Origin of the sequence: Pseudomonas oryzihabitans NBRC 102199 (assembly GCF_000730625.1) — a bacterium.
Taxonomy (GTDB): domain Bacteria; phylum Pseudomonadota; class Gammaproteobacteria; order Pseudomonadales; family Pseudomonadaceae; genus Chryseomonas; species Chryseomonas oryzihabitans.
In genome coordinates, this window is the sequence record NZ_BBIT01000009.1 from 473,562 (window position 1) to 497,404 (window position 23,843).

Annotated in this window: 25 protein-coding genes; 15 read left to right on the forward strand and 10 right to left on the reverse strand. The window is 67.5% G+C overall.

Annotated elements, in window-relative coordinates; genetic code table 11:
- The first annotated feature begins 10 nt into the window (after positions 1 to 10).
- A complete protein-coding gene (locus tag POR01S_RS12540) occupies positions 11 to 712 on the forward strand; it encodes an ABC transporter ATP-binding protein (protein WP_007159574.1) in 702 nt (233 codons plus the stop codon).
- A gap of 323 nt (positions 713 to 1,035) precedes the next feature.
- On the opposite strand, the gene POR01S_RS12545 is transcribed toward POR01S_RS12540, so the two are convergent.
- The gene (locus POR01S_RS12545) at positions 1,036 to 1,947 is read right to left on the reverse strand and encodes a LysR family transcriptional regulator (protein ID WP_042136126.1); all 912 of its coding nucleotides are present in this window, start codon (positions 1,945 to 1,947) and stop codon (positions 1,036 to 1,038) included.
- A 98-nt stretch (positions 1,948 to 2,045) separates the two neighbouring features.
- On the opposite strand from POR01S_RS12545, the gene POR01S_RS12550 reads away from it, so the two are divergent.
- The 3 genes from POR01S_RS12550 (at position 2,046) to POR01S_RS12560 (ending at position 6,126) form a co-directional block, all read left to right on the forward strand.
- Positions 2,046 to 2,645: a short chain dehydrogenase gene (locus POR01S_RS12550; protein WP_042136128.1), complete on the forward strand. Its 600-nt coding sequence runs from the start codon at positions 2,046 to 2,048 to the stop codon at positions 2,643 to 2,645.
- A 59-nt stretch (positions 2,646 to 2,704) separates the two neighbouring features.
- The gene (locus POR01S_RS12555; protein ID WP_027602537.1) at positions 2,705 to 3,385 is read left to right on the forward strand and encodes a membrane protein; all 681 of its coding nucleotides are present in this window, start codon (positions 2,705 to 2,707) and stop codon (positions 3,383 to 3,385) included.
- 260 nt (positions 3,386 to 3,645) lie between these two features.
- Complete coding sequence (locus POR01S_RS12560; protein WP_081875207.1) at positions 3,646 to 6,126, forward strand: bifunctional diguanylate cyclase/phosphodiesterase; 2,481 nt, start codon at positions 3,646 to 3,648, stop codon at positions 6,124 to 6,126.
- 17 nt (positions 6,127 to 6,143) lie between these two features.
- Here POR01S_RS12560 and POR01S_RS12565 read toward each other — a convergent pair whose 3' ends face one another.
- Together POR01S_RS12565 and acs are read right to left on the reverse strand one after the other, a co-directional pair.
- The gene (locus tag POR01S_RS12565; RefSeq protein WP_007159579.1) at positions 6,144 to 7,106 is read right to left on the reverse strand and encodes a GlxA family transcriptional regulator; all 963 of its coding nucleotides are present in this window, start codon (positions 7,104 to 7,106) and stop codon (positions 6,144 to 6,146) included.
- Positions 7,107 to 7,389: 283 nt separating this feature from the next.
- A complete protein-coding gene (gene acs, locus POR01S_RS12570; protein ID WP_042136132.1) occupies positions 7,390 to 9,348 on the reverse strand; it encodes an acetate--CoA ligase in 1,959 nt (652 codons plus the stop codon).
- 162 nt (positions 9,349 to 9,510) lie between these two features.
- Between acs and POR01S_RS12575 the strand changes: the two genes are divergently transcribed.
- A complete protein-coding gene (locus POR01S_RS12575; protein ID WP_042136134.1) occupies positions 9,511 to 9,861 on the forward strand; it encodes a 4a-hydroxytetrahydrobiopterin dehydratase in 351 nt (116 codons plus the stop codon).
- A gap of 62 nt (positions 9,862 to 9,923) precedes the next feature.
- Here POR01S_RS12575 and POR01S_RS12580 read toward each other — a convergent pair whose 3' ends face one another.
- Entirely contained in the window at positions 9,924 to 10,337 is a 414-nt protein-coding gene (locus POR01S_RS12580) for a VOC family protein (protein WP_027597131.1), read from the reverse strand.
- A 125-nt stretch (positions 10,338 to 10,462) separates the two neighbouring features.
- Here POR01S_RS12580 and POR01S_RS12585 point away from each other — a divergent pair, with 125 nt between their 5' ends.
- The gene (locus tag POR01S_RS12585) at positions 10,463 to 10,687 is read left to right on the forward strand and encodes a hypothetical protein (RefSeq protein ID WP_007159583.1); all 225 of its coding nucleotides are present in this window, start codon (positions 10,463 to 10,465) and stop codon (positions 10,685 to 10,687) included.
- Positions 10,688 to 10,689: 2 nt separating this feature from the next.
- On the forward strand, positions 10,690 to 11,142 hold the full coding sequence (locus POR01S_RS12590; protein WP_027602534.1) for a GNAT family N-acetyltransferase: 453 nt from the start codon (positions 10,690 to 10,692) through the stop codon (positions 11,140 to 11,142).
- Here the strand turns inward: POR01S_RS12590 and POR01S_RS12595 are convergent.
- Entirely contained in the window at positions 11,139 to 11,351 is a 213-nt protein-coding gene (locus tag POR01S_RS12595) for a DUF3820 family protein (protein WP_042136137.1), read from the reverse strand. The two genes, POR01S_RS12590 and POR01S_RS12595, sit on opposite strands and share 4 nt — an antisense overlap.
- A gap of 122 nt (positions 11,352 to 11,473) precedes the next feature.
- Between POR01S_RS12595 and POR01S_RS12600 the strand changes: the two genes are divergently transcribed.
- Positions 11,474 to 12,283, forward strand: a complete 810-nt coding sequence (locus POR01S_RS12600) for an SDR family NAD(P)-dependent oxidoreductase (RefSeq protein ID WP_007159586.1) — start codon at positions 11,474 to 11,476, stop codon at positions 12,281 to 12,283.
- A gap of 56 nt (positions 12,284 to 12,339) precedes the next feature.
- On the opposite strand, the gene POR01S_RS12605 is transcribed toward POR01S_RS12600, so the two are convergent.
- Positions 12,340 to 12,531 (reverse strand): hypothetical protein, encoded by a 192-nt coding sequence (locus tag POR01S_RS12605; protein ID WP_007159587.1) that lies wholly within the window; start codon positions 12,529 to 12,531, stop codon positions 12,340 to 12,342.
- A gap of 252 nt (positions 12,532 to 12,783) precedes the next feature.
- Here POR01S_RS12605 and POR01S_RS12610 point away from each other — a divergent pair, with 252 nt between their 5' ends.
- From POR01S_RS12610 to POR01S_RS12620, 3 genes are all read left to right on the forward strand, one after another.
- Positions 12,784 to 13,059: a BrnT family toxin gene (locus POR01S_RS12610; protein WP_042136139.1), complete on the forward strand. Its 276-nt coding sequence runs from the start codon at positions 12,784 to 12,786 to the stop codon at positions 13,057 to 13,059.
- Positions 13,037 to 13,309: a BrnA antitoxin family protein gene (locus POR01S_RS12615; protein ID WP_027597134.1), complete on the forward strand. Its 273-nt coding sequence runs from the start codon at positions 13,037 to 13,039 to the stop codon at positions 13,307 to 13,309. The genes POR01S_RS12610 and POR01S_RS12615 overlap by 23 nt, the downstream gene beginning before the upstream one ends.
- 233 nt (positions 13,310 to 13,542) lie before the next feature.
- Positions 13,543 to 14,247 (forward strand): aspartate/glutamate racemase family protein, encoded by a 705-nt coding sequence (locus POR01S_RS12620; RefSeq protein WP_042136142.1) that lies wholly within the window; start codon positions 13,543 to 13,545, stop codon positions 14,245 to 14,247.
- Here the strand turns inward: POR01S_RS12620 and POR01S_RS12625 are convergent.
- Positions 14,244 to 15,548, reverse strand: a complete 1,305-nt coding sequence (locus POR01S_RS12625) for a leucine-rich repeat-containing protein kinase family protein (RefSeq protein WP_042136145.1) — start codon at positions 15,546 to 15,548, stop codon at positions 14,244 to 14,246. The genes POR01S_RS12620 and POR01S_RS12625 overlap by 4 nt on opposite strands.
- A gap of 74 nt (positions 15,549 to 15,622) precedes the next feature.
- Positions 15,623 to 16,300 (reverse strand): haloacid dehalogenase type II, encoded by a 678-nt coding sequence (locus POR01S_RS12630; RefSeq protein ID WP_042136147.1) that lies wholly within the window; start codon positions 16,298 to 16,300, stop codon positions 15,623 to 15,625.
- A gap of 234 nt (positions 16,301 to 16,534) precedes the next feature.
- Here POR01S_RS12630 and POR01S_RS12635 point away from each other — a divergent pair, with 234 nt between their 5' ends.
- The 4 genes from POR01S_RS12635 (at position 16,535) to POR01S_RS12650 (ending at position 22,195) form a co-directional block, all read left to right on the forward strand.
- Positions 16,535 to 18,292, forward strand: coding sequence for a putative bifunctional diguanylate cyclase/phosphodiesterase (locus POR01S_RS12635; RefSeq protein ID WP_042136149.1), 1,758 nt, complete (start codon positions 16,535 to 16,537; stop codon positions 18,290 to 18,292).
- 83 nt (positions 18,293 to 18,375) lie between these two features.
- On the forward strand, positions 18,376 to 19,629 hold the full coding sequence (locus POR01S_RS12640; RefSeq protein WP_042136151.1) for a sensor domain-containing phosphodiesterase: 1,254 nt from the start codon (positions 18,376 to 18,378) through the stop codon (positions 19,627 to 19,629).
- A 121-nt stretch (positions 19,630 to 19,750) separates the two neighbouring features.
- On the forward strand, positions 19,751 to 20,998 hold the full coding sequence (locus POR01S_RS12645; RefSeq protein WP_027597140.1) for a GGDEF domain-containing response regulator: 1,248 nt from the start codon (positions 19,751 to 19,753) through the stop codon (positions 20,996 to 20,998).
- A gap of 117 nt (positions 20,999 to 21,115) precedes the next feature.
- Complete coding sequence (locus POR01S_RS12650) at positions 21,116 to 22,195, forward strand: SMP-30/gluconolactonase/LRE family protein (protein WP_042136152.1); 1,080 nt, start codon at positions 21,116 to 21,118, stop codon at positions 22,193 to 22,195.
- Between the two features lie 3 nt (positions 22,196 to 22,198).
- On the opposite strand, the gene POR01S_RS12655 is transcribed toward POR01S_RS12650, so the two are convergent.
- Both POR01S_RS12655 and POR01S_RS12660 read right to left on the reverse strand, forming a co-directional pair.
- A complete protein-coding gene (locus tag POR01S_RS12655; RefSeq protein WP_007159597.1) occupies positions 22,199 to 22,552 on the reverse strand; it encodes a hypothetical protein in 354 nt (117 codons plus the stop codon).
- Positions 22,553 to 22,692: 140 nt separating this feature from the next.
- Positions 22,693 to 23,796 carry a DUF1615 domain-containing protein gene (locus tag POR01S_RS12660; RefSeq protein WP_420893619.1) on the reverse strand — a complete coding sequence of 368 codons (1,104 nt, stop codon included), beginning with the start codon at positions 23,794 to 23,796 and terminating at the stop codon, positions 22,693 to 22,695.
- Between the last annotated feature and the right edge of the window lie 47 nt (positions 23,797 to 23,843).

A 23,843-nucleotide genomic window follows, 5' to 3' on the forward strand; every position in this document is an offset into this window, starting at 1 on the left:
GGAGACCTCCATGCTGCAGTTCGACAACGTCTCCACCTTCTACGGCAAGATCCAGGCGCTGCATGGCGTCAGCGTGCAGGTGAACCGGGGCGAGATCGTCACCCTGATCGGCGCCAACGGCGCCGGCAAGTCCACCCTGCTGATGACCCTCTGCGGTACCCCGCGCGCCCATGGCGGCAGCATCCGCTACGAAGGCGAGGAACTGGTCGGCCAGGAAACCGCGCAGATCATGCGCAAGGGCATCGCCGTGGTGCCGGAAGGCCGCCGGGTGTTCGCCCGCCTGACCGTGGAAGAGAACCTGGCCATGGGCGGCTTCTTTACCGACAAGCACGCCTATGACCGCCAGCTGGAGAAGGTCCTCGGCCTCTTCCCGCGCCTCAAGGAGCGCTATGCCCAGCGCGCCGGCACCATGTCCGGCGGCGAGCAGCAGATGCTCGCCATCGGCCGGGCGATGATGAGCGAGCCGCGCCTGCTGCTGCTCGACGAGCCCTCCCTGGGCCTGGCGCCCATCATCATCCAGCAGATCTTCGAGATCATCGAGCAACTGCGCCAGGATGGGGTGACGGTGTTCCTGGTCGAGCAGAACGCCAACCAGGCGCTCAAGCTGGCCGACCGCGGCTATGTGCTGGAGAACGGCCGCATCGTCATGCAGGACAGCGGCGCCGAATTGCTGGCCAACCCGGACGTGCGCAAGGCCTATCTGGGCGGTTGAGCATGCCGTCGCTGCCCGACACGCTTCAACCTCGGCGCAGCGAAGCCCAACAGCACCGTAGCGTGGAAAACGGCGCAGCCTTTTCCACTGAGGGTTTCGCAGCGAAGCGCGCCCTCACCCCAACCCTCTCCCGCAGGGAGAGGGGGCTTTCAATGCGTAGGTTGGGTTGAGACGGGTCCATCGTCGAAGCCCAATAGCACCGTAGCGTGGAAAACGGCGCAGCCTTTTCCACTGGGGCTTCACAGCGAAGCGCGCCCTCACCCCAGCCCCCTCCCGCAGGGAGAGGGGGCTTTCCGCGCAGGCGTTGAGCTCCATCAACCTCGCTACCCCAACGCCTCCAACCGCTGCCGACTGCGCTCGAACCAGTCGCTCAGGGCTTCCGCCACCACTCTGGTGCGCTTCGGCAACCCGCCCTGGTAGGGATGCACCAGAAACAGCGGCTGGCTGGGGGTGCGCCATTCCCGGAGCAGCCAGACCAGGGCGCCGCTGGCCAACTCTTCGTGCACCATGAATGACGGCAGCCGGGCGATGCCCTGCCCGGCCAGGGCGGCCTGCTTGAGCAGGCTGTAGTGGTTGCAGGAAAGACTGGGCTCCACCTGGACACGGCTGAGCTGATGCTCGCGGTGATAGAGCCAGACGTCGCCCTCGGCATAGTGACTGTTCACCAGGCAGCGATGGCCGAGCAGGTCCTCGGGCACCCGGGGAACCTCGACCCCGGCCAGATAGGCGGGTGCCGCGCAGGTCACCTCCTGCATGGCGAACAGCGGGCGGGCGACCAGGCGTTCGTCCGGCTCCAGCCGGGCGCGGATCGCCAGGTCGAAGCCCTCGGCCACCAGGTCGCGGTAGCCGTTGTCCAGCACCAGGTCCAGCTGGATGGCGGGATGGGCGGCGCGACAGGCCAGCAGCACCTCGAAAAAGGTGTAGCCCAGGGACACCGGCACGGTCAGGCGCACCGGGCCGACGGCTTGCTCCTGCAGCCGGGCCACGCTCTGCAGGGCCCGCTCGCGCTGGCGCACCAGGGCCTGGGCCTCCGGCAGCAGGGCACGACCGGCGGGGGTGGGATCGAGGCGTCGGGTGGTGCGGTGCAGCAGCTGGGTCTCCAGCCGTGTCTCCAGCGCCCGGATGCGCTTGGACAGCTGGCCCTTGCTGCAGCCCAGGCGCTCGGCCGCGCGGGTGAAGCTGCCGCTGTCACAGAGGATGGCGAAGGCAGCGAGATCGGCGAAGTCGTCCTGCATCGTTTCCCCCTGGAAACACTGGATTGCCATTCAGGCGATTTATCCGGGCAATGGGCCATTCTAGGCTGAGGACTCCTTTCCCTTCACGGAGCCACCCCATGAAAATCATCCTCGTCGGTGCCAGCGGGACCCTGGGCAGCGCCATCGCCCAACGCCTGGGCAGCCGCCATGACCTGATCCGCGTCGGCCGCCGATCCGGCGACCTGCAGGTCGACATCACCCAACCCGAGTCCATCCGTGCCCTCTTCGCCCAGGTGGGTCGTTTCGACGCCCTGGTCAGCGCGGTGGGTTCGGTGACCTTCGCCCCCTTCACCGAGATGACGCCCGAGGCGTACCAGAAAGGCCTGCAGGACAAGCTCATGGGCCAGGTCAATCTGGTGCTGCTCGGCCAGCAGCAGGCCGCCGAGGGCGCCTCCTTTACCCTGACCACCGGCATCCTCAGCGAACAGCCCATCGCCCAGGGCAGCTCGGCGGCCATGGTCAACGCGGCGCTGGAAGGCTTCGTGCGCGGTGCGGCCATCGAGTTGCCCCACGGTCAGCGCCTCAACGCGGTCAGCCCGACGGTGCTGCAGGAGTCCCTGGGCCACTACGGTGATTTCTTCCGCGGTTTCAAGGCGGTCAGCGGCGCCGAGGCCGCGCTGGCCTACGAACGCAGTGTGGAAGGACGAGAAACCGGCAAGACGTATCGCGTCTGGTAAGTCCTTGAGCTCGCGGCGCTGTCTGAGTAACGTGTGCCCACCTCAGTCGGAGTCCTGCGATGCCAGCGCCGCGTGCCATCTTTCCCCTAGCCCTGCTCGGCCTCCTCGGCGGCTGCAGCCTGTTCCAGAGCGACGACACCCCGCGTGCACCGGGCGGCGAGCGCCTGCAGGGCGATCTGCGCTGGAGCGGTGACCAGCTGCTGTTCCGCCCCTGCCAGGAACAGCGTTTCTTCGACGTCACCGACGCCAACAACACCGCCATCCTGCGCGATGCCCACGAACTGGCCGCCGACAGCGGCGCCGCTTCGCTGTTCGCCGACCTGCGCGGCAAGCTCAAGTCCGGCGGCCGCGATGGTGCCCAGGGCGTGTTCGCCGTCACCGATGTCTACCGCGTGCAATACAGCGGACCGGGTTGCAGCGATCCCAACTTCAAGCGCACCGCCATGAACGCCGGTGGCCATGGACCGGACTGGAGCGTCCAGGTCAGCAACCAGGGCATGCTGGTCAGCACCGCCGGCCAGCAGCGCCGCGCCCTGCCCTTCGTGCAGGAAGAATTGCCGGGCGGCATGCGTGCCCTGTCCAGCGAAGCCAATGGCGAGAAGGTCGAGCTGTGGATCAATCCGCGGCGCTGCGTGGACGGTCGCACCGGCACCGTGCAGTCGCTCCAGGCCGAACTGCGCATCAATGGCCAGACCTGGCAGGGCTGCGCCTTCTATGGCGGAGCCGGCAATCCCACCTAACTCGGGCGTTCGCGCGATGCTTAGCGCGATCCCCTTGGCATCTCCCGCTTTACGTTTAGCGTCGCGCGCCCCAAGGGGCTAGTCTAGCGACGGCAAGGTTTCATCCGCTTCGCTTGGTCACTTCCGGGTTCCACCAGGCGAAGGCACAGGAACGCTCATCCAGCCAGGGTCCAGGCATGCCAACATTCCCAGCGTCTCGTAGCGCGCCTCCGCGCCGACGGGGCCATACCGTTCTCCTGCGGCTGTTCCCCGCGCTCTGCGTGCTGCTCCTGGGTCTCATCGGCCTGGGTTGCTATCTGCTGGTCGACAATGCCGTGCGCCAGGATGCCACCGTCGCCCAGCATACCGAGCGCGCCGTTGGCCGCACCTTCACGCGCCTCGACGAAGAGGTCGCCCGCAACCTGATCGACTACAGCAAATGGGACGAAGCCTATCGCCGCCTGCACCAGACACTGGACAGCGACTGGGCCTTCGAACAGGGCAATCTGGGCGAGTCCCTGTTCCAGGTCTATGGCTACGAGGGAGTGCTGGTGTTCGACGGTCAGGATCGGCCCCGCTATCGCCTGCTCGACGGCCAGCTCGCCGATCCCGCTGCCCCTTGGCTGCAGGGCGACATCGCCGGCCTGCTGGCCGCGGCGCGCAGCGCCGACGCCCGCGCCGGCAGCGTGTCCGGCGTGCTGACCGTGGCCGGGATGCCGGCGCTGGTGGCCGCCGCCGCCATCACCCCGGGCGACCAGGCCGGCGTTCGCCCCCAGGACGCGCCGGCCTCGGTACTGGTCTTCGTCAATGTGCTCAGTCCGGCGCGGCTGGCGGCCCTGAGCGAAGCCAACAACCTGCCGCCGCTGAGCATCAGCGCCAACGGCGCCGGCAGCCGCGCCAGCTGGCAACTGCCGGGTTCCAGCTATCAGCTGATCTGGCGCCCACCGCGTCCGGGGCTATGGCTGATGCAACAGACCCTGCCGCTGTTCGGCGGTGGGGTGCTGATCCTGCTGCTGGGGCTGATCTGGCTGTTTCGCCAGGCGCTGATCTCGATGCGCCAGCTGGATGCCCAGTACGATGACCTGCTGGCCAGCCGCAGCGAACTGGCCATCGGCGAGCGGCGCTTCCGCGACATCGCCGAGGCCACTTCGGACTGGCTGTGGGAGGTCGACGCCACGCTGCGCCTGGTCTATGTCTCGGATCGCTTCGCCGAGGTCACCGGGGAAGCCACCGAGCGCTGGCTCGGCCGGCCGCTCGCCGAATTGCTCACCCCCCATGCCGACACCCTGGCGCACTGGCTCGCCGGCCAGGCCCACGACCGCAAGCCACGACAGCCGCTGGTCTGCCACTACCTGGACGGCAACGGGCGCGAACGCACCTGCCGGGTGGCCGCCCGGGCCATTCCCGAAGGCGGCTATCGCGGCACCGTCACCGATCTCACCGACGAGATCGAGGCCCTGGCCCAGGTCCAGCACCTGTCCTGGCACGATCCCCTGACCGGCCTGCCCAATCGCCATCGCCTGCACCAGTTTCTCGCCACCCATCTGGAAGGCCCGGAGCCCCGCCCCCTGGCGCTGATCAGCCTGGACCTGGATAGATTCAAGACGGTCAACGACGCCCTCGGCCATGCCGCCGGCGATCAGGTCCTGCAGGAAGCGGCGCAGCGCCTGCGGCAGAACGTGACCGCCACCGACCTGGTGGCGCGCCTGGGCGGCGACGAATTCTGCGTGGTGCTCAGCGGCGATCGCGACCCCGCTGCCATCGCCGACCTCTGTCGGCGCCTGGTGGAGCAGTTGCGCCAACCCTTCCGCCTCGGCGAGCAGCGGGTCTTCATCGGCAGCAGCCTGGGCGTGGCCCTGGCGCCGCGGGATACCGGCATCCCGGCGGAATTGCTGCGCCTGGCCGACATCGCCCTGTACCAGGCCAAGGCCGCTGGCCGCGGCACCTGGCGCTTCCACGAACCGGCCATGAACGAGCAGGTGCTCCTGCGCCGGCAGCTGGAACAGGATCTGCGCCAGGCCCTGCGCGATGATCGGCTCAGTCTCTACTACCAGCCACGCCGTTGCCTGGCCGATGGCAGCCTGTGCGGCTTCGAGGCGCTGGTGCGCTGGGAGCACCCGACCCAGGGCCTGCTGGAGCCGCTGGATTTCCTGGCCCTGGCCGAAGACGCCGGCCTCGGGCAGCGCCTGGGGCGCTGGGTGCTGGAGACCGCCTGCCACGACGCCCAGGGCTGGCCGGAACGCCTCTCGGTGTCGGTCAATCTGTCGCCGCAGCAATTCCACGCCAACGAAGATCCGGTGCAGACCGTGGCCGAGGCGCTCTACCAGAGCGGCCTGGCGGCCTCGCGCCTGGAGCTGGAACTCACCGAGCGAACCCTGCTGGATCCCGCGGCCGATGTGGCCAACACCCTGGGCGCGCTCAAGGGCCTGGGCGTGCGCCTGTGCCTGGACGACTTCGGTTCCGGCCTGTGCTCCCTGGCCTACCTGCGCCGCTATCCGCTGGACGGCATCCGCCTCGACCGCAGCCTGATCGCGCGGCACCGGCAAGCGCCGGAAGACAGCGCCCTGGTGCGGGCCATGATCGATCTCGGCCGCTCGCTGGGGCTGAGGGTGACCCTCAAGGGCGTGGAAGACGCCGAGCACCTGCGCCAGCTGCAGCACCTGCCGGCGGACGAGATCCAGGGCTTCCACTGCGGCGCGCCGCTACCGGCCGATCGGCTGGGCGCCTGGCTGGACGAAGGGGTGGCGGAGCCGTTGAGCTGAAGGGGTGCGCCGGGCGCCTAGCGCTCGGCCACCATGCTGCCCTCGCCCGCCGCACCGCGTCGCTGGTTGCGGTCGTCGCGAGGAGTGACGCCAAAGAAGTTGCGATAGGCGCTGGAGAAGTGCGGCCCCGACGAGAAGCCGCAGGACAGGCCGATCTGGATGATCGATTTGCTGGTCTGGGTGAGCATCTTGCGTGCCCGATTCAGCCGTAGCTCCAGGTAGTACTGGCTGGGCACCCGCGCCAGGTACTGCTTGAAGATCCGCTCCAGTTGCCGGCGGGAGACGCAGACGTGCTGGGCGATCTCGTCGGTGGTGAGGGGCTCTTCGATATTGGCCTCCATCAGCATCACCGCCTGGGTCAGCTTGGGATGACTCGACCCCAGGCGATTCTTCAGCGGAATGCGCTGCCGCTCGCTGCCTTCGCGCAGCCGCTCGACGATCAGCTCCTCGGCGATGGTGCCCGCCTGTTCGGCGTCGCGGTCACGGCCGATCATGGCCAGCAGCAGATCGAGGATGGCCAGGCCGCCGCAGGCGGTCAGGCGATCGCGGTCCCACTCGTAGAGGTGGTGGGTGGCGATGACCTTGGGAAACTGCTCGCTGAATTCCTCCAGCCAGCGCCAGTGCACGGCGGCGCGATGCCCGTCGAGCAGACCGAGCTGGGCGAGGATGTGCACCCCGGCGGAAAAGCCTCCCATCACCACCCCGGCCCGGGCGGTCTGGCGCAGGGCCGCGGCCAGGGGCGGCGGCAGCGCGGGCGAGGGTTCGTCGGCCAGCACGAAGAGGCGATCCAGGCGTTCCAGCTGCCCTTCCCAGTGGCCACCCGGCAGGCGCGGCTGCAACTCGCTGCCGGCCTGCAGAAAGCGCACCTCGTAGGGTGTATCGCTCGAATGGCGAGCGGCGAGTTCCAGCGCTTCCTCGACCAGGCCCACGGTCAGCGGACGAACGTCGGGCCACAGCAGAAAGGCGATGCGGATGGTCATCTAACGTCTGGCTTCCTGTCGAGAGCGGCGGGGGCGACCGATCCGGGGCCCGCGCGCCATGAAACCCTTGTGGGGTGGCACGCATGGTACGCCGGAGCGCTGCCCCTGTCCCGGCCTTTGCCCGGGGTAGCGGACCGGTGTGCCCTCCGGTCCGCCGGTTGGCGCGATTCTAGCGCCAGCGCAACGGCCAGGGCTTTTACCCTGGCGACAACTCCTTACAGGACCGCCAAAAACAAACCGCCCGCTACCGGGACGATAGCGGGCGGTTGGCGAAGCCGTCGAATCAGGCGACGGCCTGGCTCATCTGCTGGTGGGTGCCGACCAGATGCTGCACCACGCCCGGATCGGCCAGGGTGGAGATGTCGCCAAGGGCGTCGTATTCACCCACGGCGATCTTGCGCAGGATACGCCGCATGATCTTGCCGGAGCGGGTCTTGGGCAGCCCCGGCGCCCACTGGATGACATCGGGCGTGGCGATCGGGCCGATCTCCTTGCGCACCCACTGCTTGAGCTCCTGGCGGAGAGCTTCGTTGCCCTCCTCGCCCTGATTGAGGGTCACGTAGACATAGATGCCCTGGCCCTTGAGGTCGTGGGGCATGCCCACCACCGCGGCCTCGGCCACCTTGGGATGGGCCACCAGGGCGCTCTCGATCTCGGCGGTGCCCATGCGGTGGCCGGAGACGTTGAGCACGTCGTCGACGCGCCCGGTGATCCAGTAGTAGCCGTCTTCGTCGCGGCGGGCGCCGTCACCGGTGAAGTACATGCCCTTGAAGGTCTTGAAATAGGTGTCGACGAAGCGGTCGTGGTCGCCATAGATGGAGCGCGACTGGCCCGGCCAGGAATCGAGGATCTCCAGGTTGCCTTCCACGGCGCCGTCGAGCAGGTTGCCTTCGTTGTCCACCAGCGCCGGCTGGATGCCAAAGAACGGACGGGTCGCCGAACCGGGTTTCTGGCCGATGGCGCCGGGCAGCGGGCTGATGAGGATGCCGCCGGTCTCGGTCTGCCACCAGGTGTCGACGATGGGGCAGCGCTCCTGGCCCACGGTCTTGTAGTACCAGTGCCAGGCCTCGGGGTTGATCGGCTCGCCCACCGAACCGAGCAGGCGCAGGCTGCTGCCATCGACGCCGCGCATGGCCGCGTCGCCCTGGGCCATCATGGCGCGGATGGCGGTGGGCGCGGTGTAGAGGACGTTGACCTGGTGCTTGTCCACCACCTGGCCCATGCGGGTGACGTCCGGGTAGTTGGGCACGCCCTCGAACAGCAGGGTGGTGGCGCCATTGGCCAGGGGGCCATAGACGATGTAGCTGTGACCGGTGATCCAGCCGACGTCGGCGGTGCACCAGTAGACCTCGCCGGGACGATAGTCGAAGACCCGCTCGTGGGTCAGGGCGGCATAGGTCAGGTAGCCGCCGGTGGTGTGCAGGATGCCCTTAGGCTTGCCGGTGGAACCGGAGGTATAGAGGATGAACAGCGGCGCCTCGGCGGACATCTCCTTGGGCTCGCAGTGTTCCGGGGCCACCGAGGTGATGTCCTCGTACCAGACGTCGCGGTGACGATGCCAGGCGATGTCGGCGCCGGTGCGCTTGCAGACGATCACCTTGCGCACCGAATAGGTGGCCGGATTGGTCAGGGCCTCGTCGACGTTGGCCTTGAGCGGGATCTTGCGGCCGCCGCGCACGCCTTCGTCGGCGGTGATCACCAGCTTGGACTGGCAGTCGCTGATGCGGCCGGCCAGGGATTCGGGAGAGAAGCCGCCGAACACCACCGAGTGCACCGCGCCGATGCGGGCGCAGGCCAGCATGGCCACCACGGCCTCGGGGATCATCGGCATGTAGATGGTCACCACGTCGCCGCGGTGGATGTCCTGGCCGCGCAGGGCGTTGGCCAGCTGGCAGACCTCGCGATGCAGCTCGCGGTAGGTGATGTGGCGGCTGTCGGCCGGATCGTCGCCTTCCCAGATGATGGCGGTCTGGTCGCCGCGGGTTTCCAGGTGGCGATCCAGGCAGTTGTAGGAGGCGTTCAGGGTGCCATCGGCGAACCACTGGATGTCGACGCGATGATCGTCGAAGGAGGTCTGCTTGACCCGGCTGAAGGGCTTGATCCAGTCCAGGCGCTGGGCCTGCTCGCGCCAGAAGCCATCGGGGTTGAGGATGGACTGCTGGTACAGCCGGCGATAGGTGACTTCATCGGTCAGGGTCTGGGAAGCGACTTCCGCGCGGACCGGGTAGAAAGCGGCACTCATGGGACGATCTCCTCGGCGGGAAACTGTTGTTCTTGTTGTGTTCCGTTGTACGGCGCGCACTGGTTTCGGACCATTCGACCATGGTCGGACGGGACGCCGGGAGCTGACCGGCGGGTCTGTTACCCTGCCCTTTCGTGACTTTCTTTCCCCAAGGAGCGCCCCATGGCCGATCTCGCCCACTCCCATTGCGTCCCCTGCCGCTCCAGCGAGCCTGCCCTGAGCGAGGCCGCCAGCAACGAATTGCTCAAGGCCGTCCCGGGGTGGACGCTGGCCGAGCGCGAAGGAATTCCACGGCTGGAACGCCGCTATGCCTTCGGCAACTTTCTGGAAGCGCTGGACTTCACCAACCGCGTCGGCCGCGAGGCGCAGGACGAGGATCACCACCCGGCCCTGCTCACCGAATGGGGCGCGGTGACGGTGAGCTGGTGGACCCACAACATCGGCGGCCTACACCGCAACGACTTCATCATGGCCGCCCGTACCGATGCGGTCGCCCTGGCGGCCAACGTCTGAGCGCCGGAATACCGGAGCGCCGGGCCGCCGGATCGCCGGCCGCCGGATTGCCGGGCCACACGCTAGTCGCAGGCGGCGGCGAGTCCCTCGGCATGCACGAAGCACAGCTTGTTGCCTTCCGGATCCCGGCAGTAGGCGGCGTAGAAGTCCGCGCCATAGTCCGGCCGGATGCCGGGAGCGCCCTCGTCATTGCCGCCCAGTTGCAGGGCGCGGTGCCAGGCCGCCTCGACGGCCGCCGGCGAAGGCGCGGCGAAGCTCACCTGGACGCCATTGCCCCAGGAGGCCGGCAGGCCATTGAAGGGCAGCTGTACATAGAATTGCGGCCACGCTCGCCCTGGCCGCTGCCAGCCACACCCGGGCGGGCCACCATCGTCTTCGGCCGGCATCCGCACCAGACCGAGCTCGTGCAACACGCCGTCGTAAAAATCGATCAGGCGCTCCAGATCACGCGCGCCTACCTGTACATGGCTGAACATGGGCTCTCTCCCGCTTGCCAGGGGCCATCAGGCCACGTTAGACCAGTCCGCTGCGGCTGCCTATCGGCTCGACAAGCCCGGTCCGGGCGGTTAGCGTGGCGGCCTTTGCCTGTGACGACATAGCCATGAATCTGCGCACCCTCCCCCGCCTGACCAAGATCGGCCTGGTCTTCTTCATCCTCGGCCTGCTGGGCGTGGCCTTCGCCCTCTATGGCCTCTACCAGGGTCCGCGTCCCTCCGAACCCGGCGCCATGCGCAGCCTGCTGTTCGCGGCAGGCTTGCAGCTGACCGGCTACGTGCTGCTCAACCGCAATCGCTTCCGCATGCTGTCCGGCCGGCGCAAGGACTGACCATGACCCTCCAGTGGAGCTGCCGCGCCGCACCGGCGCTGACCACCGCCGAGCTTTATGCCGCCCTGGTGCTGCGCGCCCGGGTCTTCGTGGTGGAGCAGCAGTGCATCTATCCCGACGCCGATGGCCTGGACCTGGCGGAAGACGTCTGGCACCTGTTCGGCTGGCGCGACGACCAGTTGCACGCCTACCTGCGCCTGCTCGGCGCGGTACGCGAGGAAGTGGTGATCGGCCGGGTGATCGTCGCCCCCGAGGGCCGCGGCAGCGGCCTGGGGCATCTGCTGCTGGCGGAAGCCCTGCGCGTCTGCGCCGAGCGCTGGCCCGGGCGCCCGCTGTTCCTCTCCGCCCAGGCCCATTTGCAGGCCTACTATGGCCGCTATGGCTTCACGCCCTGCTCAGCGGTCTATGACGAAGACGGCATTGCCCATATCGACATGCGTCGCCTGGCGGACTAACGGCGGCGCAGCGGATCGAGCAGCGGCTTGAGGCCGTTGTGGTCGATCTCCTGCATCAGCGCCAGCAAGCGGCCCAGCTCGCCAGGCGGAAAGCCGCTGCGGGCGAACCAGTTGAGGTAGTGGCCCGGCAGGTCGGCCAGCAGGCGGCCGGCGTACTTGCCATAGGGCATGGTCCAGGTCACCAGGGCTTCCAGATCCGCGGGTTGCATCTCTTGTCTCCTCTACACGGCCTGGCGATTATGCCATGCCCTCAGGGGCCAACCGTCGGCCGCGGGGAGCGCCAGCCGTCCGCGACGATCCCAGCTACACCAGGTCTGCAGAGGATTTCAGCATGAGCAACGTTTCCCGGCCGCTGGCCGCCGTCACCGGTGCCTCCAGCGGCATCGGCTTCGAACTGGCCAAGCAGCTGGCCCGCCACGGCCATGATCTGCTGCTGGTCTCCCGCGGCGACGGGCTGGACGCCGCCGAGCGCGAATTGCGTGCCCTGGGGGTCAAGGTCTGGAGCCATGCGGCCGACCTGCGCACCGCCGTGGGTGTGGAAGAGACCTTTCGCTTCCTGCGTCGCCAGGGCCGCCCGCTGGACGTCGTGGTGCTCAACGCCGGCGTCGGCCTGGGCGGCGCCTTCGTCGGCCAGACGCGCCTGGAAGACGAGATGGCATTGATCCAGCTCAATGTGATGGCCACCGTGCACCTGGCCAAGCTGGTGTTGCCGGAGATGGTCGCCGCCGGCCGCGGCCGGGTGCTCTTCACCTCCTCCATCTCGGCCACCGCGCCGATTCCCTTCGAGGCCGTCTATGGCGCATCCAAGGCCTTCATCAACTCCTTCGCCTTCGCCCTGCGCAACGAGCTGAAGGACAGCGGCGTGACCCTGACGGTGCTCATGCCCGGCCAGACCGACACCAATTTCTTCCACCGCGCCGGCGAAGACGACACCAGCGTCGGCGCCGGGCCCAAGCACGATCCGGTGCAGGTGGCCGCCCAGGGTTATGCCGCCCTGATGCAGGGCCTCGACCATGTCTATGGCGGCGGTCCCGAGGTCCAGCACGAGGGCGAGGTGCTCAATCGGGTGGAAAGCGAGGCTCAGAAGGCCGAACGGCACCGCGCCTGGTCGGAGCCGGGATCGGCGGAAAAAAAGGACTAGCTGCGCTTACGCCAGGCGAGGTGTCAGGCCCCTGCCTGACGTCCGCCCGACAGCCTCTAGTTGACCGGCGTGGCCCCGGGCGTGCCGCACTTGGCGAACTTGCCCTTGGCATCCTTGCATTGCACCGCCTTGGTCTTGGTCGTGTCGCATTTGACGAACTTGCCGTGGGCATCCCGGCAAGGCGCCGCCTGGACGCTGGCGGATGCGAAAAGGGTCAGGGCTAGCGCGGCGAACAGTGCTTTGAGCATGACGATCACCTCCAGGGCCGGGAGTGGCCTCTCGAAGCGTAGCTTGCATGCCAGGGCGCTGCCACCGGCGCTAGCTAGCGACACAAAAGCTCGTATCGAGGCACTGGAGGGAAGACCGTCAGGCTTGCTCGATGTGTGTCGAGGCCGCTCCCCAACGCTCGTTGACGTCATCCGCAGGCTGCCTCATCTTCCGCAGGCTCGTATGGACGAGAAAGTCTTGCCGCCCCCAATTAATGTACATACGATAAATCCATGGACATCACCTTCGACCCGGCCAAGAACGCCCTCAACATCGCTGCTCGCGGATTGAGCTTCGAAGGGGTTGCCAACTTCGATTTCGAAACGGCGCTGGTCTGGGTCGACGACCGCAGGATCTATCCGGAAGTACGGTATTCGGCCCTGGGCATGGTTGCGGGCCGAGTGCATGCCGTGGTGTTCACCGAAACCGCTACCGGCATTCGGGTCATCAGCTTCCGCAAGGCAAACAATCGCGAGGTAAAACGCTATGAGCAAGCCACTCAACCCTGAATTGATCGACGCGGAAAACCCTGAGTGGACCGACGAGAAGGTCGAGCAATCGGTGCGTATCGGTGCGTTGCCGGTGACCTTGCAAGCCAAGCTGCGTCGCGGCCGACCCCAAGCGAGCGTCACCAAGGAGCGCATCACCATTCGGCTTTCCCCGGACGTTGTCGACGCCTTCCGCGCGACGGGTTCAGGCTGGCAAACCCGCATGGATGCCGCGCTCAAGGACTGGCTGAAAACGCATTCGCCGTCCTGATCGTGCTCCGCCTTGCCCTGACACTGGGCGTCTATCTCCAAGCTGGATAAATCAGGAGTCGCGCTCTCCAGACCTGCCGCTAGAGGCCTAGGGCAGCATCCGCCGATTCCCCTCGACGTTCTTGCGGCCGACCAGGCTGCTCACTGTACCGCCCGATCTCTGCCTCACTGATCCTCGCGCACAGCGGGAACAGGCGCCAAGATGCCCATTCGCCAATCACCATGGGAACGACCATGCGCACCCTGGGCCTGCTGGGCGGCATGAGCTGGGAGAGTTCGGCTCACTACTATCGCATCCTCAACGAAGAGGTCCGGCGGCGACTGGGTGGCAGTCATTCGGCGGCCTGCCTGCTGCTGTCGGTGGACTTCGCCGAGATCGCTGCCCTGCAGCATGCCGGCGACTGGGCGACGCTGGGTCTACGTCTGCAGGCGCATGCGCGACAACTGGCGGCAGGCGGTGCCGAGGCATTGGTGCTCTGTACCAACACCATGCATTGCCTGGCGGACGAGATCGAGGCAGCCACGGCCCTGCAGTTGTTGCACATCGCCGATCCCACCGGGGCGGCGATCCAGGCGAAGGGCCTGCGGACCGTCGGCCTGCTGGGCACCGCCTTCACCATGGAGCAGGCCTTCTATCGCGAGCGGCTGACGGCGCGCTTCGGCCTGGAGGTGCTGGTGCCTGAGGCGACCGCGCGCCAGACCGTGCACCGCATCATCTATGAAGAGCTGGTGCGCGGCGAGGTGCGCGCCGAATCGCGGGCCGCCTATCGCGCCATCATCGCCGAACTGGTCGCCCGAGGCGCCGAGGGCATCGTGCTCGGCTGCACCGAGATCATGCTGCTGGTGGACCAGAGCGACAGTGCGGTGCCGCTGTTCGACACCACGCGACTGCACGCCCTGGCCGCCGTGGACTGGGCCCTGGACGAGCCCCGGGACTAGCCCTGCAGTCGCTGCGCCACCTCGGCCAGCAGCGGACGGGCATCGAGCGCGGGCTGCTGGCACTCCGCGGCCAGGGCCGCCAGTGCCGGATCGACCGGCTCGCTGCACCGCGACAGCCACTCCTCCAGCAGGATGCCGAAGGCGCGACTCTCGAAGCGTTGCAGGCGCGCCGCCTGAACCTCGTCCTCGGGCAGCAGCGAGGCACCGCCGAAATCCCCCAGCAGGCAGCGGGCGCCGCCATCCCAGAGGATGTTGTGGGCATAGAAATCACCGTGGACCAGGCCGTGCCGGTGCAGGTGCGCCAGGGCACTGGCCATGCCGCCAGCCATGCTGCGCACGGCGCTGGCGGTGAAGCGGGTGTCCTCGGGATAGACGTCGCGGCTGCAGGTGGTGAAGCTGGGCGGACCGGCCAGGTTGCCGAAGGCCGGCTCCACCAGCTCCAGCACCAGGCCGCTGCGCTGCTCGGGATGCTCGGCCAGGTCACCGAGAGCACCGATCAGCCAGGGATGGGTGCCGGCGCTGAGGCTGGCGGCGCTTTCGCTTTCCGGGGTGCCATCGCTGGTCATGCTGCCCTTGAACAGCTTGACGGCAACCTCGCGCGACCCGGTGGGCGATTGCCAGCGCGCCTGATGGATGATGCCGGAGGCGCCCTCCCCCAGCTGCTCGCCAAGCTGCAGATCACCCCAGGCGATGCGCTGCTGGCGGGCGGCCTGAGCTCGCACCGCGCGCTCGCGCTCGGCGCCCAGGGGATTGTCGCCATAGGCTAGCCAGGTCAGCCGTGGCAACTCCAGGATGGCCGGCGGCAGCGCGGCGAAGCGATTCGCCGACAGCCGCAGCAGTTCCAGCTGGTGCAGGTCGGCCATGGACGCCGGCAGATGCTGCAAGCGGTTACCGGCCAGCATCAGCTTTTGCAGGGCGGGTCGCTCGCCCAGGGCGGCGGGCACCTCGGCGATGCGGTTGTCGGTAAGGATCAGCCAGCGCAGGCGTGGCGGCAGGGCCGCGGCGCCTACCCGCTCCAGCTGGCAGGCCTTGAAGCCGATCATCTCCAGCCTGGGCAGCGTGCCCAGCACCTCGGGCAGCTCGGTGAAGGGATTGCCCGAGCAGAAGAGAATGCGCAGCTGGTGCAGCCGACCCAGGTCGGCCGGCAAGCGGGTCAGCCGATTGCCCGACAGGTCGAGGATTTCCAGGCTGTCGGCCAGGCTAAAGATCTCTTCGGGAAATTCGGTCAGGTCGGCGCGCAGGGTCAGGCGCGTGGCCCCGGCCAGTTCGCCGGCACGCAGCCGGGCAAGGGTATCCGTCATGGGAAAGCGACTCTCACTGTCTGGAAAAACCGGCACCCGCCGGTGATAGCGCGGACGTTAGCACGCCGGGGCAACTAGCCGCGGCCCTCGTGGGCCAGAATGCGCGCCACTGCCTCTTGCAGCGTGCCGGCGGTCACCTGGGGCGGCGCCAGGGGATTGGCCACCTGGTCGGGACGCCGCTGCAGCAGGGCACCCTTGAACCCGGCGGCCTGGGCGCCGGCGATGTCCCAGGCATGGACGGCGATCAGCCACAGGTCTTCGGCGGGTTGACCCAGGCTGCTGGCGGCCTGGCGATAGGTGGCCGTAACCGGCTTGCTGGCGCCGGCGTCCTCGGCCGAGAGGATATCGGCGAAGGCGTCGCTCAGGCCGGCGTATTCCAGCTGCGCCCGGGTCGCGGCGCGTGCATTGTTGGAAAAGGCGATGCAGCTCACGCCCTGTGCCCGGGCGAAATCGAGGCCCGCGCGGACATCGGCATGGGCGGGCAGCCGCTTGAGGGCGTCCGCGACGCGCTGCTTGTCGGCGGCGGTGAGCGTTCGCCCGAACCGTGCGCCGATCATCTCCAGCGCCGCCTGACCCTGGGTCTCGAAGGGGGCGTGCCGGCCACAGAGCTCGGCGCTCATGGCGTTCTGCAAGGTCTGGGCGAACCAGAGCGTGCGGCTCTGGGGGTCACCGAACAGGTCGGTGAACAGGCTATCCAGCGCGGACAGGTCCAGCACGGTCTCGTTGATGTCGAACAGGCAGGTCAGGGTCATGGTCGCTACTCGGCAGGGGATATCCCTTCGACCAGGGCTCGCGATTGACGTGCAGCCGCGCTAAGGTTCCAGACTGGCAGGCGAGACGAAACGGCTAAAGTCTTATGATTTCTCGCCGATACTTCCGCAGACCTGCCTCTCGTTTGCTGCACTCGCCTGGCTCGGGTCGCGGCAGTTCTTCCAGGATGGGCTTGTTGCTCGAGCAAGGCTCATCGATATTCCCGAGATAGCCTGATGGCCGATTCACTGAAGTACGAAGATGACCGCCTCAACGCCCTGCACGCCCTGGAGTTGCTGGATTCGGCGCCGGCGGAGGAATTTGATCGCCTCTGCGAACTGGTCGCCAGCAGCTTCAATGTGCCGACCGCGCTGATCAGCCTGGTGGATCGCGATCGCCAGTGGTTCAAGGCCCGCGTCGGCTTCGACCTGGCGCAGATGCCCATCGAGGACGCCTTCTGCGCCCACACCATCCAGGCCGAGGATGGCCGGATGGAGATCAACGATGCCTGCTGCGATACCCGCTTCAGCCATAACCCCCTGGTGGTACGCGCCCCCCATGTGCGTTTCTATGCCGGCTCGACCCTGGTCACCGAGGGCGGCTATGCCATCGGCAGTCTGTGCATCCTCGACAGCCAGCCGCGCGAACTGACGGCCGCGGAACGCAAGCGCCTGGACGATTTCGCCGCCCAGGTGATGAGCCTCATAGGCCTGCGCCAGCACCTGCGCCGCCGTGATCCGGTCAGCGGCCTGCCCAATCGCCAGCAGTTCCACGCCGATGTCGCCCAACTGGCCGAACTCCAGCCCGACGAGGGGCGCCTGCTGGTGCTGGTGGATCCCCTGGAGACCCACTGGAAGGAGCAACTGATTCTGGCCCAGGGCATGTGGCCCTTCGAGACCTTTCTGCGCAGCCTGGCCTTGCGCCTGTGCGACGCCCTGAGCGAGCGGGCCAAGGTCTATCACGTGGACACCAAGAGATTCGCCTTCCTGCTGCCGGAGGACTGCGATTATCCGCCGCTGCTCGACGCGCTCATCGCCCAGTTGCGGATGCCGGTCCAGGCCGACCGCATTCCCATCGATCCGCCGGTCAAGGCCGGTGTGGTGCCCTTCCTGCTCGACGCGGGCGAAGTCCGCGACCTGCTGCGCAAGGCCATGGTGGCGGTCGATCAGGCGGCGCTGAGCAGTCGTCACTGGGTCGTCTACGAACGCCCCCGGGACGAGGCCTTCCAGCGGATCTTCCAGCTGGTCCGGCAGATTCCCGAAGCCCTGGAGCGCGGCGACTTCAGCCTGGCCTTCCAGCCACGCCTGGCTCTGCCCGGACGTCGACTGTGCAGCGCCGAAGCCCTGTTGCGCTGGACCCATCCGCAACTCGGTCCCATCGCGCCCGGCGACTTCATTCCGGCGATCGAGAAGACCGCGCTGATCCACAGCGTCACCCGCTGGGTGATCCGTACCGCCATCGGCCAGCTGGCGCACTGGGACACTCGCTACCAGGGGCGACTGTCGCTCAACCTGTCGCCACGGGATTTCGACGAAGGCGATCTGGTCGACCTGCTGCGCGAGACCTGCCAGCGCCAGGGTGTCGATCCGCGGCGGCTGGAAGTGGAGATCACCGAAGGCGAATGGCTGAAACGCAATCCCGAGGCCATCGCCCAGCTGCATGCCCTGCGCGAGCTGGGCCTGGAGATCGCCATCGACGATTTCGGCAGCGGCTACAGCAACTTCGCCTATCTCTACGAATTGCCGGTCACCAGCGTCAAGCTCGACCGCTCGCTGATCCATGACCTGCCCGAGGATCCACGCAAGCAGGAGGTGGTCAGGGCGCTGCTGGCGTTGATCGGCAAGCTCGGCTATCGCAGCGTCGCCGAGGGCATAGAGACGCCCGAGGTGCTGGCCTTCCTGCAGGAAGCCGGCTGCGACGAGGTCCAGGGCTATCTGCTGGCCCGGCCCATGGCCCTGCCCGCTTTCGAGGCCTGGTACGCCGAACGGGGTTAAGCCGAATGGATGAGGTCATTTGACTGACAAATTCATTCCAGGCTCTACACTGGTTCAGGTCGTAGTTTCCCGGGAGTGAGGACATGAGGGAATCAGGTACCGAGTTGTTGGAGGTGGTTGGCCTGGATACCGGCAACCTGAGCAGCCAGGGCTGCATCGACAAGGTGCTGCACGCGCTGCGCATCCACCTGGACATGGACGTGGCCTTTCTTGCCGAATTTCGCCAGCAGGATCGAGTCTTTCGCAACGTCGATGCGGCGCCCGATGCGCCGCTCAAGGCCGGCGATGCCCTGCCGCTCAGCCAGGGCTATTGTCAGCAGGTGGTGACCGGCCACCTGCCCGAACTCATCCCCGACACCCGCGCCGTCGGCGCTACCCGGCTGATCCCGGAAACCCGCAGCGTGCCCATCGGCGCTCACGTCAGCGTGCCGGTGCGGCTCAGCGATGGCGAACTCTATGGCACCTTCTGCTGCTTCAAGTACCAGCCCGATCCGACCCTGAGTCCCCGTGACCTGGAGTTGGTGCGGACCTTTGCCGAACTGGTGGCCGATCGCCTCAGCCTGGACGTCTCCAGTCGCCGCGGCCAGGTGGAGATGCGCGAGCGCATCCAGGGCGCGGTGGCCGCCCACCAGCCGAGCATCGTCTACCAGCCGATCTATCACCTGGCGGATCTGCGCATCGCTGGCTGGGAGTCGCTGTCGCGCTTCCACTGCCCGCCGCAGCGCAGCCCGGACCTGTGGTTTTCCGAAGCCAGCGCCATCGGTCTGGGGGACGAGCTCGAAGAATGCGCCATGCGCTTCGCCCTGCAGGGGCTGCAGAGTCTGCCCGACGACAGCTACCTGACCATGAACTGTTCGCCGCAGACCATCCTGGGCGGGCGCCTGCCAGCGCTGCTGGCCGGCAATCCTCCCGGACGCCTGGTGCTGGAAATCACCGAACATGCCGAGGTCGACGACTACGACGCCCTGCATGCCCAGCTGCAACCGCTGCGGGCCCAGGGCGTGCGCCTGGCCATCGACGATGCCGGCGCCGGCTATTCGAGTCTGAGGCACATCCTTCGACTGCGGCCGGACATGATCAAGCTGGACATGAGCCTGGTGCGCGACATCGATCGCGACGCCGAACGCCGGGCGCTGGCCTCGGCGATCATCGCCTTCGCCCGCGAGACCCACAAGGAGGTGATCGCCGAGGGGGTGGAAACCCTCGCCGAGCTGGAAGCGCTCAAGGCGCTGCAGGTGGACAAGGTGCAGGGCAACCTGCTGAGTCGCCCGCTGCCGCGCGACGACGCCCTGCGCCTGCCCCGGCAGCGCCAGCTGGAAGGCCAGGCGGACCGCTGAACCGGGAAGGATCGGCGGCCATTCAAGTCGTCGATCCTTTGGCCGATACGCAGAGGCGAATGATCCCTTCCTCTGACGCCAGAACTATTCTCGGCCGATCTTTGCCCTGCAGGAGTTACCGGTGCGCTCCATCCTGGTCATCGAAGACAGCCCCATGGTCCTCAAGATTCTGGCGCACCTCTTTCGTCAGCAGCGTGACTTCGAGCCGGTATTCTGCGCCACCCTGGCCGAAGCCGAGCTGATGCTGGAAACCTCGGCCAATCTGTTCTTCGCCGCCCTGGTGGACCTCAACCTGCCCGATGCGCCCAATGGCGAAAGCGTCGATCTGGTGCTGCGCTATCGTCTGCCCTGCATCGTCCTCAGCGGTTCCTACGACGAGCGCCGGCGCGACGACCTGCTCACCAAGGGCGTGGTCGACTATGTGCTCAAGGAAAGCCAGTACTCCTACGAATTCGCCTTCCGGCTGCTGCGGCGGCTGGACAGCAATACCGCGGTCAAGATCCTCATCGCCGAGGACTCCGACGCCACCCGCAACTACATCCGCCATGTGCTGACGCCCCACCGCTACCAGCTGCTGGACGCCTGCGACGGCAACGAGGCCCTGCGCCTGCTGCAAGAGCAGCCGGACATCGACCTGCTGGTGGTGGACCACAGCATGCCCGGCCTCAGCGGCTTCGAACTGGTGCAGATGTTGCGGCAGAAGCTGCGCCGCCACGACCTCAGCATCATCGGCCTGTCGGCCGACGAAAAGGGTTCGCTCAGCGCCAAGTTCATCAAGCAGGGGGCCGACGACTTCTTGCGCAAGCCCTTCTGCCCCGAGGAGCTCAACTGTCGCGTGGTCTCGACCCTGGAACGGCGGGATCTCATGCGCGCCCTCACCCACGCCGCCCAGTACGATTCCCTCACCGGGCTGCGCAACAGGCGCGCCTTCCAGGATCAGGCCCAGGAGCTGTTCCGCCAGGCCGAACGCGAGGGCCATTCGCTGAGCGTGGCCATGCTCGACCTGGATCACTTCAAGCGTATCAACGACGAACACGGCCATGCCAGCGGCGACAGTGCCCTGGTGGTCTTCGCCCAGGCCTTGGCCCGGACCCTGCCTCAGGATCTCACCGGTCGCCTGGGCGGCGAGGAATTCGCCCTGGTCAGCCGGATGCCACCGGAGCAGCTGCTGCAAGCGCTGGACCTGCTGCGCCGCTACTGCCACGCCCAGAGCTATGCCCCCGGCGCCCCGCCGCTGTCGTTCAGCGCCGGCGTCTTCAGCGGCCTCGCCGACGACCTCGAAGGCTTTCTCCACGAAGCCGACCGGCGCCTCTATCAGGCCAAACGCCAGGGCCGCGGTCGGACCTGCCTGGTGCTCGAGGCCGACTAGGCCCGTGCCCCGGTTGGCGCCATCCATCACAAGACATATGATGTCATACGATTAACCTGCCGATGCAGGTTGATCCGCATTGCCTCGTCTGAACAATAACAATCAAGGACCTGCACCATGCATGACTCCCTCCCGGGCCTCGCCCGGCCATTGTCACGTCGCCAGTTGCTCCAGAGCGGCCTGGTCTGCGGCGCCGCCCTCGCCCTGCCCGGTCTCGCCCGCGCCGGGGAACCCCTGAGCCAACGCTATCCCGATCCGCTGATCGAGATCCTCGACGACCGCTTCCTCGAGTTGCGGCTGTTCAACGCCAGTGTCGAACGCCTGGCCACCGGCCTGCGCTGGGCCGAAGGCCCGGTGTGGATCGGCGATGGCAACTACCTGCTGATGAGCGACATCCCCAACAACCGCATCGTGCGCTGGGATGAGGTCAGCGGCCGGCTGGACACCTACCGCGCCCAGTCGAATTTCGCCAACGGCCTGACCCGTGATCGCCAGGGTCGGCTGATCGCCTGTGAAGGCTCCACCACTCACGGCCTCGGGCGGCGGGTCACCCGCACCGAGCACGATGGGCGTATCACGGTGCTGGCCGATAGCTTCGACGGCAAGCCGTTCAATTCGCCCAATGACGTGGTGGTCAAGCGTGACGGCTCCATCTGGTTCAGCGACCCGCCGTTCCAGGCCAACAGCGACTACGAGGGTCATAGGGTCAAGACCGAGCAACCCGATGGGGTCTATCGCATCGACGGCGAGAGCCTGGCGGTGACCCGGGTGATCGGTGATCTCAACGGCCCCAACGGCCTGGCCTTCTCGCCGGACGAAAAGCTGCTCTACGTGGTCGAGGGCCGCGCCAAGCCCAATCGCCTGGTGTGGGCCTATACGGTAAGGGACGACGGCAGCCTGGGCGAGCGCCACAAGCACATCGAGGCGCTGGAATACGGCGCCCTGGACGGCATCAAGTGCGACGTGGCGGGCAATCTCTGGTGCGGCTGGGGCAGCAGTGGCGCGCCGGCGGCCAAGCCCGAGGCGCTCGATGGCGTGCGGGTCTTCGATCCCAGCGGCAAGGCGCTGGGGCACATCCACCTGCCGGAACGCTGCCCCAACCTCTGCTTTGGCGGCCCGGAAGGCAACCGCCTGTTCATGGCCGGTTCCCACTCGCTGTACAGCCTCTACGTCAACATCCGCGGTGCCGGCCTCTAGCGGCTAGCGGGACTCGGGCGGCGACTGCTCGGCCAGGACGGTCAGGGAGTCGAGCACGCTGTCCAGGGCATAGGCCGCTTCGAAGCGCGCCAGATTCTGGGTGAGGTCGGCCAGGCTGGTGGTGATCCCCAGCCAGTTGCCCAGCCCGATCTGGCGCGCCGCTTCCGGCAGCGAACAACCGCCATCGCGGCGTTCCAGCCAGGCCAGCACCAGTTCCGGCGGGGTATCGGCTTCGAGGCCCAGAGTGCGCAGCAGTCGCAGGGCCTTGGCCTGTTCGCGGGGTGGCAGCCGATGGCGGGCCGTGGGAGTGGGCTGGTCGACGATCAGCGTCAACCGGGAGCCGGGGGTATCGGTCATCTGGACCTCTAGGGACTACACCAGAACCGTACGGCGCGAGGCCGCTTCATCGCCCCATGTTAGGCGAATAGTCTGGCCAATTGCCATCCCCGGGCCCGACCCTCGTCACCTGGAAAACGCCGTTCGGCCCCCTGCTCCCCTCAGCGCGCGGCGCGGCCCCGGCAGCGCTGCCAGCGTTCCTCAACCCGCTGGGCGAACCAGGCGGTGGTGAGGGTGCGGGTGATCTTGGGACTTTCCAGGGTGATGCCCGGCAGGATGGCGCGCGGCAGGCTGCGACCGGCCTTGCGCTCGGCCAGGGCATAGACCTTGGCATAGAGATCGGTCTTGGCGAAGTCCTCGGACTCCCCCGCCTCCAGGTCGTGGCGGATGGCGATGTCGCTCATGCCCAGGGCCGGCGCCAGGCGATTGACCGCCCGCTCGGTCTCGCCCTGGGTCCGCGAACCGGGCACCACCAGATCGCCGTCCAGCGCCAGCTTCATCCCCGTGGCCCGGCTTACCGCGCTCTGGAAGGCGGCATTGCGACTGGCGTACCAGCCGGCGTTGAAATCGGCGAAGCGATACAGCGGCGTGGCATAGTCCGCCGGATAGCCCAGCAGGTGCGCGGTGCCGAAATAGAGACCGCCCCGTCGGCTGAACACCTCGTGGCGGATGGAACCCTCGCGCTCATAGGGATAGCCGCGGGCATGAGCCTCGGCGAAGTCGATGCTGACCTGCATGGGGCCGCCGGTGCGCACCGGATTGAAGCGCCCGAACAGCTGGCCTCCCAGGGGCACCATGGCGATGAAGTCCTCGAAGATCAGACTCAGCTCGCGCTCGGTTCGGGCACTGTCCAGGCGCTGGGCGTAGGTCTTGCCGGTGGGCGACCTGAGGTTGAGCGCGGTGCGCACCAGCAGTTGAGGCACATAGGCCCGCGCCGCACGTCTGTCGATCTCTTCCCGGGCGATCCGCCCCAGCCCCGGCACCGGCGGATCGACCTGGTAGGTGGATTCCTGCTCCGCCACCGCCAGCACGGCGCAGAGGTTGTCCGTCGAGGGCTCGAGGCCCTGGGCGCTGAAGGCGGTCTGGATATCGCTGGCCCAGCCCTGCCGATCCGCCACGCTGGTCGGCAGCAGCCGCAAGAGCTCGGCGCGCACCTCGGCCGGCGAACGGGTCGGCCCCTGGGAGCTGGGCGTCAGGCTGCAACCGGCCAGCACCAGGGCAGCGGCCAGGGCGGTCCAGCCGCGCAGTCGCGACAGGGTGGGCAAGGCGGGAACAGACGGCACGGCAGCAGCGGACACGGCGACTCCAGGGA